General features: G+C 61.4%; 12 protein-coding genes. 3 read left to right on the top strand and 9 right to left on the bottom strand.

Features of this window, described 5'->3' with window-relative positions:
- Positions 1–40: 40 nt before the first annotated feature.
- The 6 genes from AACY49_RS01070 to speB form a co-directional block, all read right to left on the bottom strand.
- Positions 41–292: an acyl carrier protein gene (locus tag AACY49_RS01070; protein WP_258700776.1), complete on the bottom strand. Its 252-nt coding sequence runs from the start codon at positions 290–292 to the stop codon at positions 41–43.
- Between the two features lie 53 nt (positions 293–345).
- Positions 346–1,071 (bottom strand): MBL fold metallo-hydrolase, encoded by a 726-nt coding sequence (locus AACY49_RS01065; RefSeq protein WP_339521404.1) that lies wholly within the window; start codon positions 1,069–1,071, stop codon positions 346–348.
- Positions 1,072–1,157: 86 nt separating this feature from the next.
- A complete protein-coding gene (locus AACY49_RS01060) occupies positions 1,158–2,537 on the bottom strand; it encodes a sodium:solute symporter (protein WP_339521403.1) in 1,380 nt (459 codons plus the stop codon).
- A gap of 164 nt (positions 2,538–2,701) precedes the next feature.
- Entirely contained in the window at positions 2,702–4,213 is a 1,512-nt protein-coding gene (locus AACY49_RS01055; protein ID WP_320391561.1) for a purine-cytosine permease family protein, read from the bottom strand.
- A 54-nt stretch (positions 4,214–4,267) separates the two neighbouring features.
- Positions 4,268–4,690, bottom strand: a complete 423-nt coding sequence (locus AACY49_RS01050) for a YybH family protein (protein WP_258697031.1) — start codon at positions 4,688–4,690, stop codon at positions 4,268–4,270.
- 9 nt (positions 4,691–4,699) lie between these two features.
- On the bottom strand, positions 4,700–5,650 hold the full coding sequence (gene speB, locus AACY49_RS01045; RefSeq protein ID WP_030131905.1) for an agmatinase: 951 nt from the start codon (positions 5,648–5,650) through the stop codon (positions 4,700–4,702).
- 310 nt (positions 5,651–5,960) lie between these two features.
- Between speB and AACY49_RS01040 the strand changes: the two genes are divergently transcribed.
- Together AACY49_RS01040 and AACY49_RS01035 are read left to right on the top strand one after the other, a co-directional pair.
- Positions 5,961–6,854 carry a LysR family transcriptional regulator gene (locus AACY49_RS01040; RefSeq protein ID WP_258620607.1) on the top strand — a complete coding sequence of 298 codons (894 nt, stop codon included), beginning with the start codon at positions 5,961–5,963 and terminating at the stop codon, positions 6,852–6,854.
- 4 nt (positions 6,855–6,858) lie between these two features.
- Complete coding sequence (locus AACY49_RS01035; protein ID WP_258697029.1) at positions 6,859–7,452, top strand: tRNA-uridine aminocarboxypropyltransferase; 594 nt, start codon at positions 6,859–6,861, stop codon at positions 7,450–7,452.
- A gap of 126 nt (positions 7,453–7,578) precedes the next feature.
- On the opposite strand, the gene AACY49_RS01030 is transcribed toward AACY49_RS01035, so the two are convergent.
- The 3 genes from AACY49_RS01030 to AACY49_RS01020 all read right to left on the bottom strand — a co-directional run bounded on the left by AACY49_RS01030 (position 7,579) and on the right by AACY49_RS01020 (position 12,723).
- Positions 7,579–8,943, bottom strand: coding sequence for an HlyD family type I secretion periplasmic adaptor subunit (locus AACY49_RS01030; protein ID WP_339521402.1), 1,365 nt, complete (start codon positions 8,941–8,943; stop codon positions 7,579–7,581).
- A gap of 110 nt (positions 8,944–9,053) precedes the next feature.
- A complete protein-coding gene (locus tag AACY49_RS01025) occupies positions 9,054–11,213 on the bottom strand; it encodes a type I secretion system permease/ATPase (protein ID WP_339521401.1) in 2,160 nt (719 codons plus the stop codon).
- 148 nt (positions 11,214–11,361) lie between these two features.
- Positions 11,362–12,723 (bottom strand): TolC family outer membrane protein, encoded by a 1,362-nt coding sequence (locus AACY49_RS01020; protein ID WP_339521400.1) that lies wholly within the window; start codon positions 12,721–12,723, stop codon positions 11,362–11,364.
- 580 nt (positions 12,724–13,303) lie between these two features.
- On the opposite strand from AACY49_RS01020, the gene AACY49_RS01015 reads away from it, so the two are divergent.
- A complete protein-coding gene (locus tag AACY49_RS01015; protein WP_339521399.1) occupies positions 13,304–20,449 on the top strand; it encodes a retention module-containing protein in 7,146 nt (2,381 codons plus the stop codon).
- Positions 20,450–20,519: the final 70 nt, after the last annotated feature.

Here is a 20,519-nt window from a genome sequence, read left to right as displayed (position 1 = left end):
GAGGTTCATTCGGCACATCGGATGTATTTAGCAATCCGTTTCAATACCGCCCGATCTCAATCAAAAACCGCGTCAAATCATTTGCCGTCCTGGCAGTCTTGAGCATGCGGTCTTCTTCGGCGGTAAACGCCGTCAATCCCAGCTGATCCTCCAGATGGAAGATCAGCTCTTCAATATCCTCTTTATCCAACCCCAACTGCACCAGGTTGGTGTTGTCGTCGAAGTCATCCTGATTTTCCAGCAGGCGGCGAATGAAGTGATGCACGGCGGCACGAACGGCGGCTCTTGTCATGAGATCCTTCTTCGAGGGCGTTATGAGGTCCCTGATGCTGAGTACAGCAGGCTTCAGGCGTGCCGGCGCTGCCATTCGTCAATCATCGTGCGCAGATACTCCCCGGAAAAACTCCCGAAATGCCCGCCGTGCACCGTGCGGATCGGCAGCGCGCGCAAGCGTTGCAGGCTGCGGGCGTAGTCGTCGAGGTTGGAGTGGTAGGCGTTTTCGATCAGCGGCCCGTCGTAGATGATGTCGCCGCTGAACAGGGTTTCGGTCGCCGCCTCAAACAGGCTGATGCCGCCCGGTGAATGGCCCGGCGTGTGCAGCACTTGCAGGACCCGATTACCGAGATCGAGCACGTCGCCTTCTTCGATAAAACCCGTGGCCGGTGCGGCTCTGACCCGGTATTCGGCGTAGCACAACGGGCAGTCGGGGTGAGCCTCGAACATGCCATCACCGACGAAAAGCTTGCTCAGGGTGTTGTCGCCGTCGGGTTCGGCTAGGATCTGTGCTTCGGCCGGGTGCACCAGCCGTTCGGGGAATTCGTGATGGCCGGCGATGTGGTCGAAATGGCAATGGCTGGCCACCGCCACCAAGGGCCGTTCGGTGAGCCACGGCAATTGCTCGCGCAGGCTGACCAGCCCGGAACCGCTGTCCAGCAGCAAGTCCTTGTCGCGGCCCTGAATGTGCCAGAGGTTGCAGCGGTAAAAGGGCCGAATGTAAGGCTCGTGAATCAGGCGGATGCCGTCGCTGAGCTGTTTGACCTCAAACCACTGATCGCGGCTGACGATCTTCATAAGCGATTTTCTCCAGACGAAAAAAAACGGGTGTGGCAACCGACGCCACACCCGTCGAAGAAAGCATCAAGTCGTCATGTTTAAGCTTAGGCGGCGCTCGTCACCACGGCCGGGCGACGGGACAGCAGGCTGACCAGCACGAAACTCACCAGGCCCACGCCGAGGCTGTAGTAGATCGGGGTATTGGAATCCATACCGTCCTTGATCATGAACAGCAGCGCGGTGGCAAAGCCCAGGCCCATGCTGGCGATAGCGCCGGCGGTGGTTGCGCGTTTCCAGAAGATTGCACCGATCAGCGGGATCAGCATGCCGCCCACCAACAGGTTGTAAGCCAGGGTCAGGGCGCTGATCACGTCGTTGACTACCAGCGCGATACCCAGCACGGCGACGCCGGTCAGCAGGGTGAACAGGCGGTTGATGCCCAGGCTCGACTGTTTACCGCCGCGCAGTTTTGGCAGCAGGTCTTCGGTCAGGGTGGTGGCAGCGGCGAGCAGGCCGGCGCTGGCGGTGGACATCATGGCCGCCAGGGCCGCGGCGATCACCAGGCCACGGATACCGTCCGGCAGGGACAGTTTGACGATGGCGGCGAAGGCGTTGTTGACGTTGTCCAGGTCCGGGATCAGCACATGAGCGGCCATGCCGATCAGGGCGCAGGCCAGTCCGTAAAGGATGCAGTAGAAGCCTGCGAATGTACCGGCGACCTGAGCCACTTTGGCGCTCCTGACGGTGAACACACGCTGCCAGATGTCTTGGCCGATCAGGATCCCGAAGAAGTAGATCATGAAGTAGGTGACGATGGTGTCCCAGCCAATGGTGGTGAAGCTGAAGGCGGATGCCGGCAGTTTCAACACCAATTCATCCCAACCACCGACGCGGTACAGGCAGATTGGCAACAGGATGAACATCAGGCCGACGGTCTTGATGATGAACTGGACGATGTCGGTCAGGGTCAGGGACCACATGCCGCCGATCGCCGAATAGATCACCACCACGCCACCACCGAGCAATACCGACAGCCAGAACGGCAGGCCGAACAGCACTTGCAGCACGGTGCCAATGGCCAGGATCGAGACCACGCCGATCATCAGCGCATACGCCAGCATGATCACCGCGCTCGCCGAGCGGGCCATCGGGTTGTAGCGTTTTTCCAGCACCTGGGTAACGGTGTAGATTTTCAGCTTCAGCAGCGGTTTGGCGAGGAACAGGTTCAGCGCCACGATCCCGCAACCGAGGGCCGCGCAGAGCCAGAAACCGGAGATGCCATGAACGTAGCCCAGGCGCACGGTGCCAACAGTTGACGCGCCACCCAGAACGGTCGCGGCCATGGTGCCCATGTACAGGCTCGGGCCGAGGTTACGACCGGCGACCAAAAAGTCTTCGTTGGTCTTGGCCTTGCGCATGCCGTAGTAGCCGAGTATCAGCATCGCGGCGGCGTAGATGAGTACGACGAATAAATCCAAAGCCATGATGGCGTGTCTCCGATTGTCTTTTTTATGGTGAAGCAAAGATGGTTCTGTGGGCCAGGTCTCTGTGGGAGCGAGCCTGCTCGCGATTGCGATTTGTCAGTCACATCAATGTTGGATGTGCCGCAGTCATCGCGAGCAGGCTCACTCCCACAGGTGGATCTGTGTCAGGCGGGCTGACGTAGTTCAGGTTTTGCCATGGTGCTTGCGCCCTTGCTGCGTGAATCGTTGGGGCCGAACACCGTGGCCGGTTCCGGGAACAGGCTCAGCAGTGTCAGGTACACCAGCGACGCCAGGCCCAGCGTGACTGGCAGACTGATGTCGATCCCGCCCGCCAGATTCCCGAGCGGCCCGACAAACTGCCCCGGCAGGTTCACGAAGCACAAACCCACCAGCGCGCTCGGGATCCAGGCACCCAGGCCGCGCCAGTTCCAGCCGTGGGTGAACCAGTAACGGCCACCTTTTTCGCCACGGGTGAACACTTGCAGGTCATCCGGGCAGTAGAAGCCACGACGTACCAACAGGCCGATGATCATGATCACCATCCACGGAGTGGTGCAGGTGATGATCAGCACGGCGAAGGTCGACACGCTCTGCACCAGGTTCGCCGCAAAGCGCCCGATGAAGATGAAGGCAATCGACATCACGCCGATCAACAGCGTTGCCTTGACCCGCGACAGCACCCGTGGGAACACGCTGGACATGTCCAGCCCGGTGCCATACAGCGACGTGGTGCCGGTGGACATGCCGCCGATCACCGCAATCAGGCACACCGGCAGGAAGAACCAGCTCGGCGATACCGCCAGCAGGCCGCCCACGTAGTTGTTGGCGGCGATGTAGTCCGGTGCCTTGATCGCCACGATGGTGGCGGTGGCGAGGCCGAACAGGAACGGGATGAACGTCGCGATCTGCGAGATCACCACGGCGGCCATGATCCGGCGCTTGGAGGTGTCACGCGGGATGTAGCGCGACCAGTCGCCGAGGAACGCGCCGAAGGAAATCGGGTTGCTCATGGCCACCAGCGCGGCGCCGATGAAGGCCGCCCAGAAACCCGGTTGACCGAGGCTGACGCTGCCGGCGTAGTTCACATCGAAGGGACCGGCGAAAGCGAAGATGCCCAGCAGGAACAACAGGCTGGCGCTCCATACCGCGATCTTGTTGACCCACAGCAGGAAGCGGAAGCCGTAGATGCACACCGTCAGCACCAGGATCGCGAACAGACCGTAGGCCAGACCCAAAGTCAGGTCGGTTTCCGGCAGGCCGATCAGGCGTTTCGCACCACCGATCAACGCATCGCCCGAGCTCCACACCGAGAGCGAGAAGAAAGCGATGGCGGTCAGCAATGACAGGAATGAGCCAACGATCCGCCCGTGAACACCAAAGTGCGCACCGGACGACACGGCGTTGTTGGTGCCATTGATCGGGCCGAACAGGCCCATCGGTGCGAGGATCAGCGAGCCCAGCAACACACCCAGCACAATCGCCCAGACGCCCGCTTGAAAAGACAGGCCGAACAGTACCGGGAAACTGCCGAGCACGGCGGTGGCGAAGGTGTTGGAACCGCCGAAGATCATCCGGAACAAGTCCGTCGGGCCTGCGGTGCGTTCGTTGTCCGGGATCTGTTCGACCCCGTAGGTTTCAATTTGCGTAAGGCTTTGGTCTTTGTTGTTGTTATTCATGATCTGCTCCGATCATAAAGGCGCGCTCATCGTGCGTGAGCGTCACCTGTTTGGCTAAGGGGGTGGCAGCCCTTCCGGCATTGCGGATAAATGTTCGTGGCAGGCCAGCCATAGGCCTTGTTGTTCTTGGCCAGACGCTTGTTTCTTGAAAACAATCGTCTCGCGTTCCTGGCTGAAGTGTTGCTCCCCTTGCATGCGCAGCTCGGTGGCCACGTCATGGATGAAAATCGCCACGTCACCTTGCAGGCTGACAAAGGCGTTGCTTGAGGTGCACGACAGCACCTCGAAGCCGTCCTCGGCACGCCAGCTGTCCCACAGCGCCTGGTAGGCATCGCGCGACAGCAGGGGCTGCTCGAGGGTGTAGAACACGAAGCTGGCATCAACGCTGAATGCGCCGAAGTAAGCTTCGCGATCGTTACGGGCAAAGGCCGACACCAGCTCGGCGGCGGCGTTGAGTACCTGATCACGTTCGTTCATGACCGATCCTCAGCGATGGACCACGCCTGGCAGTACGCAGAGCATTTCGTACAGCAGGTTGGCGCCCAGCAGCGAGGTGTTGCCGGTGGTGTCGTACGCTGGCGAGACCTCTACCAAATCGCAGCCGACCAGGTCGAGGCCTTGGCAGCCGCGCACGATTTCGATCGCCTGAATGGTTGTCAGACCGCCGATTTCCGGGGTGCCCGTGCCGGGTGCCCAAGCCGGGTCGATACCGTCGATATCGAAACTCAGGTACACCGGACCGCCGCCGACTTTCTCGCGAACTTCGGCCATCAGCGGCGCCAGGGATTTGTGCCAGCATTCTTCGGCCTGAACCACACGGAAGCCTTGATTGCGGCTCCAGTTGAAGTCATCGGCGGTGTAACCCTGAGCGCGCAGGCCAATTTGCACCACGCGGTCGCAATCCAGAAGGCCTTCTTCTACCGCGCGACGGAAGGTGGTGCCGTGGGCGATCTTCTCGCCGAACATGTGATCGTTCACGTCGGCGTGAGCGTCGATGTGCACCAGGCCGACCTTGCCGTGTTTTTTATGGATGGCACGCAGGATTGGCAGGGTGATGGTGTGGTCGCCGCCCAGGGTCAGGGGGATCACATCGTGTTCGAGGATATTGTCGTAGGCCTCTTCTATGATCCGTACGGCGTCCAGCAGGTTGAAGGTGTTGATCGCCACGTCACCAATGTCGGCAACCGACAGCGAATCGAACGGCGCAGCGCCGGTGGCCATGTTGTACGGGCGGATCATCACTGATTCAGCGCGGATTTCACGTGGTCCGAAACGGGTGCCGGGGCGCAGGGACGTGCCGATGTCCAGCGGGATGCCGATAAAGGCAGCGTCCAGGCCAGCAGCAGATGGCAAATGGGGGAGTCGCAGCATGGTGGCGATGCCGCCGAAGCGCGGCATTTCGTTGCCGCCCAGTGGTTGGTGAAGAATCTTGTCCACGGGTAAGGCCTCATCGTCGTTGTTTTATTTATGTCGGTTGCACGCTCGGGGAGAGACGGGCACCGCTGTGGGCCGATTCTGCGAAATGCAGTGGCCGGGAAGAATCGCTACGGGCAAATACTTAGTTCAGATTTTTCTAAACTAATGGCGAGGGCAGCGATAGACTCTTACGCGTGATCGTTCCCACGCTCTGCGTGGGAATGCATCCACGGACGCTCCGCGTCCAGCTGTTTCCTGCATGTGACGCAGAGCGTCACGGGCTGCATTCCCACGCAGAGCGTGGGAACGATCTAGGTGCTTGGAGTCGCCCATGGCCAACGCTTTACCCGACCTGAAACTATTGCGCATCTTCGTCAGCGTGGTCCGCCATCAGGGGTTCGCCAACGCCCAGCACGAGCTCAACCTCTCGACTTCGGCCATCAGCACTTACATGAGCCAGCTCGAAGCGGCCCTCGGCCTGGTGCTGTGCCATCGTGGTCGCGGTGGTTTCAGCCTGACCAGCAAGGGTGAGCTGTTTCATCAGGAAACCCTGCGTCTATTGGCCGAACTTGAAGGTTTCGAACAATACGCCGCCGCCCTCAAAGGCGAGCTGCGCGGCACTTTGAACCTGGGGGTGATCGACTCCACCGTCAGCGACAAGGCCTTGCCGTTCGCCGAAGCCATCGGCGCCTACAGCCAGGAACACCCGGCGGTGCATTTGCATCTGTCGGTCATGAGCCCTTACGAACTGCAACTCGGCGTGCAGGACAACCGCCTCGACCTGGCCATCGGTGCCTTTTCCACGCGCATGAGCGGTCTGGTCTACATGCCGCTGTACCGCGAGCAACATTGGCTGTATTGCAGCAGTCGTCATCCACTGTTCACCGAGCGGCGCATTCCCGAGCAAGTCATCACCCAACAGCGCATGGTCGGTCGCGGCTATTGGAGCCAGGCCGAACTGGCGCGCCACGGTTTCAAACACAGCGCGGCGACCGTGGAAAGTATGGAGGCCCAACTGATTCTGGTGCTGTCCGGCGCTTACATCGGTTACCTGCCGGAGCACTACGCCCAGGCCTGGGCCGACAAGGGGGATTTGCGTGTACTGCTGCCGGCAACGTTTGGCTATCAGGCACCGTTTTCGATGATCGTGCGCCGTGGCCGTAGCCGCGAACCGTTGATCCAGACTTTCCGTGATTTGCTCAAAGCACAGCTCAATCAGGCTTAAGAATATGTCCAGAATCCAGTGCCCGCGCTGTCTGCGTCCGCAAACTCACTGCCTGTGCCCGTTGATCCCGAGCCTGGATAGCCGCACTCGGGTGTTGCTGCTGCAGCATCCGAGCGAAGTGAACCATGCGCTGAATACCGCGCGGTTGGCGGCGTTGGGGTTGAAGAATGCCGAGTTGATTGTTGGCGAGGTGTTCGAGGATTTGCCGGCGTTGTTGAATCGACCGGGTTATCAGGCACGGTTGCTGTTTCCCGGTGAGGAGGCGCAGCCGATGCAGGTCTACACCGCCAATGATGAGCCGCTGCTGCTGGTAGTCCCGGACGGCACCTGGCGCAAGGCGCGCAAGATGCTGCACCTCAATCCGCTGCTGGCGGCGTTGCCCAGAGTGACATTGGCCGAGGGCGGGGTGTCCCGTTATCGCTTGCGCAAGGCGCCGGGGCCGGGGGCGTTGTCGACGGTGGAGGCGATTGTGCAGGCGTTGCAGACCCTCGAAGCGCCGAGCACTTTCGAGCCCTTGTTAAAGCCGTTCGAGGCGTTGATCGAGGGGCAGATTGCGGCGATGGGGGAGGAGACCTATCAGAAGAATCACGGGCGATGATCGTTCCCATGCTCTGCGTGGGAATGAATCCAGTGACGCTCTGCGTCACATCCGGGAAGGGACGCGGAGCGTCCCGGGCGGCATTCCCACGCGGAGCATGGGAACGATCACTCCTTCGGAGAATGACTACCGCTCCCGCATCGCCTCGGTCCGGGCTTTCAACACCGGTTTAAGCAAATAATCCAGCACCGTTTTCTCCCCGGTAATAATGTCCACCGTCGCCACCATCCCCGGAATGATCAGCAACGGTTTCACATCCCCGCCCAAGTGATTTTTATCGGTCCTGACCTGAATCAGGTAAAAACTGTTGCCCTTGTCATCGGTGATGGTGTCCGCCCCGATCAGCTCCAGCTTGGCACTCAGCCCCCCGTAAATCGTGTAGTCATAAGCGCTGAACTTGACCATGGCTTTCTGGCCTGGGTGCAGGAACGCCACGTCTTGAGGGCGGACCTTGGCTTCGATCAGCAGGTTGTCTTCCAGCGGCACGATTTCCACCATGTCGCTACCCGGCTGAACCACGCCGCCGATGGTGTTGACCTTCAGCATTTTGATAATGCCGTGAACCGGCGACACCACGGTGGTGCGCGTCACCCGGTCGTCGATGGCAATGCTCGTCGCGGTGATTTTCGACAGGTCGGTGCGTTTCTCATTCAGCTCTTTTGCCGCGTCTGAACGGAAGGATTGCTCGGACTCGTCGATCTTGCTTTTGATCTCATTGATCGCCGATTCCGCCCGGGGAATCGCCAGGGTCGTGGCGTTCAGCGAGCCGCGGATTTCCACCGCGCTGCGTTTGAGCCGCAAGATTTCCACCGGTGACACCGCCCCGGTGCCCACCAGTGGCGCCGACATGTTCATCTCTTGTTGCAGCAGCGCCAGGCTGGAACTGAATTGGCCCTGTTTGGAGCGGAACTCCGCTAGCTCCTGGGTTTTCTGCCGAAGTTGTTCGGTCAGCGTGCGCTGCTCGCTGGCCAATCGGCGCTGACGTTGTTCGTACAGTGAGCGTTCGTCCTCGGCCACTTGCGGGGCTTTGGCGATCACTTCCGGGGACAGCTTGAACGGCCGGCCTTCCGCTTCGGCCGACAGCCGTTCGACCTGCGCGATCAACGCATACCGGTCTGCTTCGCTTTCACCCTTGTTCGACAGGAATCGCGTGTCATCCAGGCGCAGCAAGGTGTCGCCCTTGTTCACCATTTGCCCTTCGCGCACGAAGATCTCCGTGACGATGCCGCCTTCCAGGTTCTGGATCACCTGAATCTTGCTCGACGGAATCGCCTTGCCTTCGCCCATGGTGACTTCCTGCAACACGGCGAATTTGGCCCAGACCAGCGCGGTGATCAGCAGCGCCGCTGCCAGCCACACGGTGATCCGCGACCAGCGCGGTGAATCCTGCAACGAGGCGCCGGCGGTTTCCGGCATGAATTCGCTTTCGGCGCTTTTGCTGAAACTGCCGAAGTAGCTTCGGGCCGCTGAATCCGGTGTTTGAGCAGACATGGGGCGATACCCGTCAGTTAAGAGAAATAAAGCCGAACACAAACCTGTGGCGAGGGAGCTTGCTCCCGCCCCCTCGCCACAGGTGATGTATTGGCATCGAGTGGGCGCCCCTAGACAGTCGCAGAGCCGACACGGCCCTTGCGCAATGCATCGATGACCGCTTCTTTCGGGCCGTCGGCGACGATCCGCCCGTTGTCCAGCACCACCAAGCGATCCACCAGGCTGAGCATCGAGGTGCGGTGGGTGACCAGCAGCACGGTTTTGCCCTGGACCCAGCCGTGGAGTTTCTGGCGCAGGACATCTTCGCTGCTGTTGTCCATGGCGCTGGTGGGTTCGTCGAGCAGCATGATCGGCGGATCGAGCAACAAGGCCCGCGCCAGCAATACCGCTTGGCGTTGCCCGCCCGACAGCAACTGACCACGTTCGCCCACTGGCCGATCGAAGCCTTGGGGATGTTGGCGAGCCAGCTCGGTGACGCCGGTCAGTTCGGCGACTTCAAGCATTCGGGCATCGCTGATGTAACGGGCGCCGAGGGTCAGGTTGTCGCGCAGGCTGCCGGCCAGCAACGGCAGGTCGTGGGCGACGTAACCGATTTGCTGACGCAGGTCGGCAACGTCCAGTTGCCGCAGGTCCAGGCCATCGAGCAGCAGCTGGCCTTCTTCCGGCGCATAGAACCCCATCACCAGTCGCGCCAATGTGCTTTTGCCCGATCCGCTGCGGCCGATGATGCCGATCCGCTCGCCCGGTTTCATGCTGAAGCTGACGTTGGCCAGGGCCGGAGCGTTCTGGCCGTTGTAGTGAAAAGTCACGCCGCTGACGTCCAGTGCACCTTGCAGTTGTGTGCGCTCCAGCGGTCGTTGTTTGGCGTCGCGCTCTTGTGGCAGCGACATCAGCGCATCGGTGCTTTTCATGGTCAGTTGCGCTTGTTGGTAACGGGTGATCAGCCCGGCGATCTGCCCCAGCGGCGCGAGCACGCGGCTGCCAAGCATGTAGGTCGCCACCAGCGCACCAACGCTGAGGTTGCCGGCGATGATGCTGTAGACCCCGGCGACGATGGTCGCCATGCCGGAGAACTGTTGGATGAACAACGTGCCGTTGGTGGCCAGCGCCGAGAGGTTGCGCGCATGGCTGTCGAGGCGGGTGAGGGCGCCGTGGGTGCTTTCCCATTTGTGCTGGCGTTCGCTTTCGGCGCTACAGGCCTTGAGGGTTTCCAGGCCACCGAGGGTCTCGATCAGCAGGGCCTGGCGCTCGGCACCGAGGCTCAGACTTTTCTGCACGGTGTCGCGCAGGCGCGACTGAATCACCATGGCAAAGAGGATCGTGATGGGGAATGCCAGCAGGGGTATCACCACCAGCCAGCCGCCGAGCAGGCCGATGACTACCAGCATCAGCACGGCGAAGGGCATGTCGATCAGGCTGGTCAGCGTGACGGCGGTGAGAAACTCCCGCAGGCCCTGAAAGTCATGAATGCTCTGGGCGAAACCACCGATGGTCGCAGGCCGCGCTTTCATCGCCATGCCGGTGATGCGTTCGAACAGGGTCGCCGAAAGAATCACATCGGTTTTCTTCCCGGCGGTGTCCAGCAAATGCGCGCGAACCACCCGCAGCACCAGTTCGAAACCGGTGCCGATCAGCAAGCCGATCGACAGCACCCACAAGGTCGAAGTGGCCTGGTTCGGCACCACCCGATCGTAGGTTTGCATCACGAACAGCGGCACCATCAGGCCCAGCAGATTGATCAGAAAACTCGCCAGAATCGCATCGCTGTACAGCCACTTCGACAACTTCAAGGTGTCGCGAAACCAAGCCTCGACTCGCGGTATCAGCGGCGCGCGCAAGTCTTCGAGTTCATGTCGCGGCCGGGCGAACAAGGCCTGACCGCTGTAGCTGGCGGCCAGCTCTTCCGTGCTGACCCATTGTTCACCGCCGTCGGCTTCGCTTGGCAGAATCAGCGCCTGACCGTCATCGCCGAAGCGGCGCAATATCGCGCAGCGGCCATGGTTGAGGATCAGCATCACCGGCAGGTTGAGCGCGGAGATTTGCCCCAGCTCACGGCGCAACACACGCGCCTGCAAGCTGGCCCGGGCCGCTGCGCGCGGCAGCAGGTCCAGGCTCAAGCGTTGGTGTGCCATTGGCAGCCCGGCACTCAGGCTGGCGCGACTGACCGCCGCACCATGGAGTTTGCAGAGAATCAACAGGCCGTCGAGTAACGGATCATCGAAGCTCAGCCGCGGATCGACACCCGTGTTGCCGGTTTCCATGCTGGTCATATTGACTGCCTGTGGCGAGGGAGCTTGCTCCCGCTTGAGTGCGCAGCACTCACACTGTCTTCATCTTCATCTTCAATCGGTGTTCGGGGTTGCTGCGCAACCCAGCGGGAGCAAGCTCCCTCGCCACAATTGGTCACGTCGGGTTACTTCATTTGAGTTCAGGCAAGCGCGCTTCGTTTTTCACTTCGGTGGAGGCGATCGCATCGGCGGGCAGCACCACCCGTTGTTTGCTCAGCAACTGGCCCATGTTCGCCAGCACGCGGTACATCGAGAACTCCTCGGTGTAGCGCACTTCGGTGTAGCGGCGGTTGGCGTTGTAGAGCTCGTTTTCACTGTCGAGCAAGTCGAGCAGGGTCCGTTGACCGAGGCCAAACTGATCCTGATACGCGGCCCGCACACGGGTGGTGGTTTCGGCGTATTCACGGGCGGTCGGGGTTTGTTTCTTGGCGTTTTGCATGGCGTTCCAGGCCAGGTGGATGTTCTCGTTGAGCTGGCGCAGGGCGTTGTTGCGGATGTCCAGAGCCTGGTTGATCTGGTGCGCATCGGAGGCCAGCCGGGCCTTGTCGCTGCCGCCGCGGAACAGGTTGTAGTTCATCACCACACCCACTCGCCATTCGTTGTCGTGGCCTTCATCGCCCTGCACATTGTTATTGGCGCCCACCGCTGCTTCGGCGTCGAAGCGCGGGTAGAACGGCGACTTGGCGACTTCATACTGGCTCTCGGCCGATTGCACGTCGGCCTGGGCGGATTTCAGGTACGGGTTGTTTTCCACCATGCTCTGCTGGGCTTCCGGCAGGGTGGTGGGCAATTCGCCACGGGTCGACGGTGGGGTTTCGAGTTCATCGGGCATGCGCCCCACGACACTGTAGAAGTTCGCCTCGGCATCGGCCAGATCGACTTCGGCGGTGTCGAGGTTGTTTTGCGCCAGTGCCCGGCGAGCGGTGGACTGGTCGGCGTCGGCGTTGCTGCCGACCCCACGCTGGGTCCGCAGGCCGATCTGATCGTTGACCCGCATGTGCGCTTGCAGGTTGTTCTTGGCCAGGCTCACCAGTTCGCGGCGCTTGAGCACTTCGAGGTAAACCTCGATGGTGCGCAGGGCCAGGTCCTGGGCGGTGCCCTGGGCGTAATAGGCTCGCGAGTTGACCACGCCTTTGGTGCGCGCGACCTCGTTGGAGGTATTGAAACCGTCGAACAGCATCTGCCGCAGACGCAGTTCCGACTGAGTGTAGGTCAGGATTTCGGTGTGGTGATTGCCCTGCGACCGAGTGGTGGTGTTATCGCTGTAGCCGCGCCCGTAGGCGGCATTTAAATCCACTGATGGATAAAAGCCCCCTTTGGCGACTTTAACCTGCTCGTCGGCCGAGAGCCGGGCGTCGACCCGCGATGCCAGTTCCGGGTGAGTCGCGATGGTGCTCTGGATCGCCTCGGTCAATGACATCGCCTGAGCTTGAGAAGTGCAGGCCGCCATGGCCAGCAAAATCGCGCCGCAGATGGGGGGTAAAACGCGCATGGATGCCTCTCCCTGATTCCTGATGGTACTTAGCTGATCGCCAAATATTTGGCGTTATTTTTAAGTGAAACCGTTTCACGCTTGTTACAACAGAGCTAAGAACATTCTGACGAGAAGCTTAGAAGAATTTCTCATAAGGCTTATGCTGAAAAAAACTTATGCGCTCTGAAAAATCCAGCACATTGTTCAATCAGAAAACCTTGTTTTATAAGCTCTACGGAGCTTCCATGGGTTTTAGGAACGTTCTATTTACTTTTAGACACAGAGCGAAGAAGTGCTGGAGGGGAGAGAGGCGAGACGGTTTTTGGGTGACAATTTTTTGTCACGTTGGTGATTCAAAACCGTTACGCATTGTCCGCAGGGCGGTTGTTTTGAACGTGGATCCTGATGCGATTGATTGCGGAGGGTTTTATCCTGTTTCAGACAATTCCTTGCGAGCGACACGTCTGGCGAGGGTGTTGGGAGGCCGCGGTTTACTTTCAGATAAACGCGTCCCGGCAGTCAGGCAGCCTGCTTGAACCATGAGCACTTCTTCGCGCACACAGGACGCCAACAGCAGTTGGCAGCGGAGGAAATGCACATGGCAACGCTCATCGGTATCGTCAGTAAGGTCATTGGTCAGGTGTTCGCAGTGGCGGGTGATGGCACCCGTCGTACCCTGGTCGAGGGCGATCGGCTGTTTGCTGGCGAGCAACTGGTCACCGGGGCCGAAGGCGCGGTGGCGGTCCATTTGCAAAACGGCCAGGAGCTGACCCTGGGGCGGGACAGCAGCCTGCAAATGACGGGGCAGTTACTCGCCCATCAGGTGCCGCATGTGGAGACCGCCGATGCGGTGACGCCGAGCCAGGCGCAATTGACCGATGTCGAGCAACTGCAAAAAGCCATTGCCGCAGGGGCCGACCCGACCCAGGCCGGTGAAGCTACCGCCGCCGGGCCGGGCGCAACGGGCGCACCCGGAGGCGCACTGGGCGGCGGCCACAATTTTGTGCTGCTGGAGGAAGTGGCGGGCCGGGTCGATCCCACGATTGGTTTCCCCACGGCCGGTTTCAACGGTATTCCCGAATTTCCCCTCGAGCGCCGGGACCCGGACAACGGCGACAGCGGTGCAGGCGGTGCGGGGGGGGCAGGCGTTGCTCCCGTGGCGCCGAATAACCTGGTCACCCTCACCGGCCTGTCGGTGGCGGGGGGCGAACTGACCCTCAATGAAGCCAACCTGGCGGATGGTTCGGCCAGCAACCCCGGGGCGCTGACCCAGAACGGCACCTTCACCGTGTCTGCTCCCGACGGGCTGACCAGCCTGAGCATCGGCGGGATCAACGTGATCAGTGGCGGGGTGCCCATCGGTTTTCCGCAGTCGATCACCACTCAACTGGGCAACACCCTGACAATCACCGGCTACAACCCGGCCACCGGCGTGGTGAGTTACAGCTACACCTTGGTCGGCAACGAAATCCACCCCGCCGGCGACGGCACCAACAGCCTCAGTGAACAGTTCACTGTGGTCGCGAACGACAGCAACGGCGATACTGCGATCGGTTCACTGGACGTTAATATCACCGACGATGTGCCCAAGGCCATCAATGACAGCAATGCCAATACCGCCTCGGAAACCCTGCTGACCCTGACCGGCAGCGTGCTGCCCAACGACATCCAGGGCGCCGACCGCATTGCCACCGGCCCCGACAGCGGGCCGATCATTGGCGGCACGTTCAACGGGGCTTATGGCACTCTGGTGCTCAATCCCAACGGCTCTTACACCTACACCCTGAACACCAGCGATGCCGACTTCAAGGCCTTGCATGGCGGTGGCAGCGCCACGGAAACCTTCACCTACACCCTGACGGACGCCGATGGCGATACCAGCACCGCGAACCTGGTGCTGCAGATTCATAACAACGACGACCCGGTGATCATCGGAGGCCTGAATGCCGAAGGTGGCGAGCTGGTCGTCCACGAGAAAAACCTTGGCGACGGCAGCAACCCCGATGCATCGGCGCTGACCCAAAGCGGCACGTTCAGCATGACTGCGCTGGACGGCGTGCAAACCCTCAGCGTCGGCGGAATCAACGTAGTGGTCGGCGGTGTATCGGCGGGCTTCCCGCAATCGACCGTCACGCCCCTCGGCAACACGTTGACCATCACCGGTTACGACAGCGCGTCCGGCGTGGTCAGCTACAGCTACACCCTGGTGGATAACGAAACCCATCCGAATGCCAGCGGCATCAACAGTCTCTCCGAACAATTTACGGTAACCGTGGTGGACGACAACGGCACCACCGCCAATGGCAATCTTGATGTGAAAATCTTCGATGACCTGCCTCGGGCCGTGGATGACAGCAACGCCCATACCGCGTCGGAAACTCTGCTGACCCTGAGCGGCAGCGTGCTGCCCAACGACATCCAGGGTGCCGACCGCATTGCCACCGGCCCCGACAGCGGGCCGATCGTTGGTGGCACGTTCAATGGGACTTACGGCACCTTGGTGCTCAACGCCAACGGCACGTACACCTACACCCTGAACACCAGCGATGCCGATTTCGAAGCCTTGCATGGCGGTGGCAACGGCACCGAGAACTTCGTCTACACCCTCACCGACTCCGATGGCGATACCAGCACCGCGACGCTGGTGCTGAACATCCATAACAACGATGACCCGGTGACCCTCGATGGCCTGAACGTCAACGGCGGCGAACTCACCGTTTACGAAAAAAACCTCAGCGACGGCACCAGCCCCAACCCACCGGCCCTGACCCAGAGCGGCACCTTCAGCGTCACCGCGCTCGACGGTTTGCAAACCCTGACCGTGGGTGGCATCGCGGTGGTCTCCGGTGGTGTGGCCGCAGGTTTCCCGCAATCGATTGTCACTCCCCTCGGCAGTACGCTGACCATCACCGGTTACGACAGTGCGACCGGCGTGGTCAGCTACAGCTACACCCTGGTGGATAACGAAACCCACCCGAACGCCGATGGCACCAACAGCATCACCGAGAACCTTAACGTCGTCGCCACTGACGTCGACGGCAGCACGGCGTTGGGCCAGATCAACGTCAACATCGTCGACGACTTGCCCACCGCCAACCCTGACCACGCCACGGTGGCCGAGGGCGCGACGGTCTCGGGCAACGTGCTGGGCAACGACATCGGCGGTGCTGATGGCCCGGCCTTGGGGGGCGCGGTGGTCGGTGTGCGTGCCGGTAGCGACACCTCGACTTCGGCCATCGGTGGCTTGAACAGTCAAATCAACGGCACCTACGGCTACCTGACCCTGGATACCAACGGCAACGCGGTTTATCACAGCAATCCAAATGCCGTGAACGACCCTGGCGCTACCGACGTTTTCACCTACACCGTGCGCGATGCCGACGGCGATGAAAGCACCACCACCCTCACCATCGACGTGTCCAACTGCACCCTCGTCGCGGCCACCGATAACGACGTGACGGTTCACGAAAACGCGCTGGATCTGACCAAGGACGGCCAGGACCTGGCAGCGGGCACTGTCACCGGCAGCGAACCGGGCAACACCGGTGAAACCGCCAGCGGCACCTTGGTCGGCTCCGTCACCGGCGCCACTGGCGGGATCACCTACACCCTGGTCGGCAGTGCTACCGGGACCTACGGACAAATCCTGATCAACCCGGACGGTTCCTATACCTACACCCTGACCTCGGCCCCCGCGACCACCCCCCATGCCAACGACGGGCCGAACACCCTGAGCGAAAGCTTCACCTATCAAGCTACCGATTCTCTGGGCAACAGTGTCACCAGCACCATCGTGATCAACATCGTCGATGACGTGCCCACCGCTCACGTCGATGTTGTCTCGGTGGTAGAGGGCGGTACGGTCAGCGGTAATGTGCTGGACAACGATGTGCTCGGCGCTGACGGCCCGGCGTCGGGTGGCGCGGTGGTGGGCGTGCGTGCCGGCAGCGACACCTCGACCTCGGCCATCGGTGGCCTGAACGCGCAAATCAACGGCACCTACGGCTATCTCACGCTGGATGCGAGCGGCAACGCCGTGTACCACAGCAACCCGAACTCGGTCGGCGATCCGGGCGCCACGGATGTGTTCACCTACACCGTACGCGATGCCGACGGCGATGAAAGCACCACCACCCTCACCATCGACGTGTCCAACACTTGCCTCGTAGCAGCCACGGATAGCGATGTGACGGTACTCGAAAAAGCCCTGGATTTGACCAGGGACGGCCAGGACCTGGCAGCGGGCACGGTCACCGGCAGTGATCCCGGTAACGCCGGCGAAACCGGCTCCGGTACGCTGGCCGGTTCCGTCACCGGCGGCGCCGGCGCGATCACTTACACCCTGGTCGGCAGCGCGACCGGAACCTACGGGCAGATCCTGCTCAATCCGGACGGCAGTTACACCTACACCCTGACCTCGGCACCCACGACCACGCCTCACGCCAACGATGGGCCGAACACCCTGAGTGAAAGCTTCACCTATCAGGCCACCGATTCGTTGGGCAACAGTGTCACCAATACCATCGAGATCAACATCGTCGATGACGTGCCCACCGCTCACGTCGATGTTGTCTCGGTGGTGGAGGGCGGGACGGTCAGCGGGAATGTGCTGGGCAACGATGTGCTCGGTGCTGACGGCCCGGCCTTGGGTGGTGCAGTGGTCGGCGTGCGTGCCGGCAGCGACACCTCGACTTCGGCCATCGGTGGCTTGAACGCGCAAATCAACGGCACCTACGGCTATCTCACACTGGGTGCGAGCGGCAACGCCGTGTACCACAGCAATCCGAACTCGGTCGGCGAGCCGGGCGCCACGGATGTGTTCACCTACACCGTACGCGATGCCGACGGCGATGAAAGCACCACCACCCTCACCATCGACGTGTCCAACAGCTGCCTCGTAGCGACCACCGATACCGACGTAACCGTCTACGAGAAAGCCCTGGACTTGACCAAGGATGGGCAGGATCTGGCGGCGGGCACGGTCATCGGCAGCGAGCCTGGCAACACGGGAGAGACCGGCTCGGGGACGTTGGTCGGCTCCGTCACCGGTGCCACTGGCGCGATCACTTACACTCTGGTCGGCAACGCCACCGGAACCTACGGGCAAATCCTGCTCAACCCCGATGGCTCCTACACCTACACCCTGACCTCGGCGCCGAAAACCTCGCCGAACGCCAACGACGGCGCGAACACCCTGAACGAAAGCTTCACCTACGCAGCCACCGATTCGGTGGGCAACAGCACCACCGGCACCCTTGTGGTCAGCATTGTCGATGACGTGCCCAAAGCCGTCGCCTCGGACCGTTCGGTGTCTGCGGTGCAGATCGACTCCAACCTGCTGCTGGTGATCGACGTGTCCGGCAGCATGGACGACTCCTCCGGCGTATCGGGCCTGTCGCGACTGGAGCTGGCCAAGCAGGCGATCAGTGCATTGCTCGACAAGTACGACAACCTCGGCGACGTGAAGGTACAAATCGTCACCTTCAGCAGCAGCGCCTCCGACCAGACGTCGATCTGGGTCGATGTGGCGACAGCCAAGTCGCTCATCGCCACGCTGACGGCGGGCGGCGGTACCAACTACGACGCGGCCGTGGCAACCATGCAAACCGCGTTCGACACCTCGGGCAAACTCACCGGGGCGCAGAACGTTGGCTACTTCTTCTCCGATGGCAAACCCAACGAAGGCGACATCGGCAGCGCGGACGAGATCGCGCTCAAAGCCTTCCTCGACGCCAATGGCATCAAGAACTACGCCATCGGCCTGGGCAGCGGCGTCAATAACGTCAGCCTCGATCCCGTGGCCTATGACGGCAGCACGCACACCGACACCAACGCCGTGCTGGTGACCGACCTCAATCAACTCAACTCGGTGCTCTCGGGCACCGTGCAAGGCGCGCCGGTCACCGGTTCGCTGCTGGGCGAGGGCGGTACGTTCGGCGCCGATGGCGGATTCATCAAATCCCTCACGATCGACGGCACCACCTACACCTATGACCCGAAAGGCAACAGCAATCAGGGCTCGCTGAACTTCAGCGGCGGCGCCAACCATGGCACCTTCAATACCGCCGACAACACCCTGAGCATCGCCACCAATAACAGCGGCACGTTGTTGGTGAACCTCGACACTGGCGAGTACACCTATACCTCGCAGAAAACCACGGCCGTGACGATCACCGAAAACATCGGCTTCACCGCCAGCGACAACGACGGCGACCTCACCAGCTCGACACTGACGGTCAACGTGATTGCGAACACGCCACCGGTGGCAGTCGATGACCACGTCATCACCAACGTGCTGTCGGGCAATATCGTACTGCCGGGCGAGCTGCTGCTGGCCAACGACACCGACGTCAATGGCGACCCGCTCACCGCGTCGCCGACCACCTTCAACACCGGCTGGACGGCCAAGGGCGCGGACTTTACCGGCACCAACGCGAACTTCAGCTTCACCGGCAACAACGTCCAGGCCGTGACCATCGCCCGCAGCGCATTCGTCGCCAACACCGCGGCCATGACGGCGGTGCTGGTGGTCAGCGGGGCACTGGGGGCGGTCAACGCCAACAATACCAACGATGAGGACCGCATCACCGTCAACCTCAAACAAGGTGAAACCCTCAACCTGGACCACAACCTGGCGGCCGGCCACGTCACCATGGAGTACTCGGTCAACGGCGGTGCTTACACTGCTCTCGCCGACGGCCAGACCATCACCGCCACGGCGGACGGCACGTACCAGATCCACATCACCAACATTGACGACGGCGGGCCGGGCAATAGCGGGAAGGGAGCGGAAAACTACCAGCTGACCATGACCGTCAACTATGCCGGAGCCCACGACAGCACCCCGGACTTCCACGGCACCTACACCGCCAACGACAACCACGGCGGCAGCGACAGCGCGGCAGTGAACATCACCTACCAGGACGGCCATACGCTGACCGGTACTTCGGGCGATGACGTGCTGGTGGCGGGCACCGGCAACAACGTCATCAATGCCGGCGACGGCAACGACGTGCTCACCGCAGGTTCCGGCAACAACGAAATGCACGGTGGCGCCGGCAATGACTTGCTGTTCAGTGGCGCGGGCAACGACTTGCTCGATGGCGGCACCGGCAACGACACCGCGAGCTATGCCCATGCCACCGCCGGGGTCACCGTCGACCTGAGCCAGCTCGCCGCGCAAAACACTGTTGGTGCCGGCACCGACACCCTGACCGGCATCGAAAACCTCACCGGCTCGAACTTCAACGACAGCCTCACGGGCGACAACAACAGCAACGTCATCAACGGCGGTTTGGGTAACGACGTGCTCAACGGCGGGGGCGGCGACGACTTCCTGATCGGTGGCCTGGGCAACAACACCCTCACCGGCGGCAGCGGTGCCGACACGTTCGAGTGGCTCAAAGGCAACAGCGGCCACGACGTCATCACCGACTTCACCCCAGGCGCGGATAAACTCGACTTGTCGCAACTGCTGCAAGGGGAAAACGGCACCGCGGCATCGCTGGATGACTACCTGCACTTCAAAGTCACCGGCAGCGGCGCTTCACTGGTCACCAGCATCGACGTCAGCGCCATGGCCGGCGCCACGCCGAGCCAGACCATCGACCTGGCCGGTGTGAACCTGGCCAGTCACTACGGCGTCACGCCGGGGGCGGGTGGCGTGGTTGCGGGTGGCCACGACACGGCGACCATCATCAATGGCATGCTCAATGACCATTCGTTGAAGGTGGATACCGTGTGAACTGACAGCTGAAAAGACAAAACCCGCCCTCCCGGTTAAACGGGAGGGCGGGTTTTCTATGGGCTGTTAC

The sequence above is a fragment of the Pseudomonas sp. EL_65y_Pfl2_R96 genome, from assembly GCF_963970905.1.
GTDB lineage: Bacteria > Pseudomonadota > Gammaproteobacteria > Pseudomonadales > Pseudomonadaceae > Aquipseudomonas.
The sequence above is the reverse complement of the archived record's forward strand: the minus strand, read 5'-3'. Positions and strand labels throughout refer to the sequence as shown.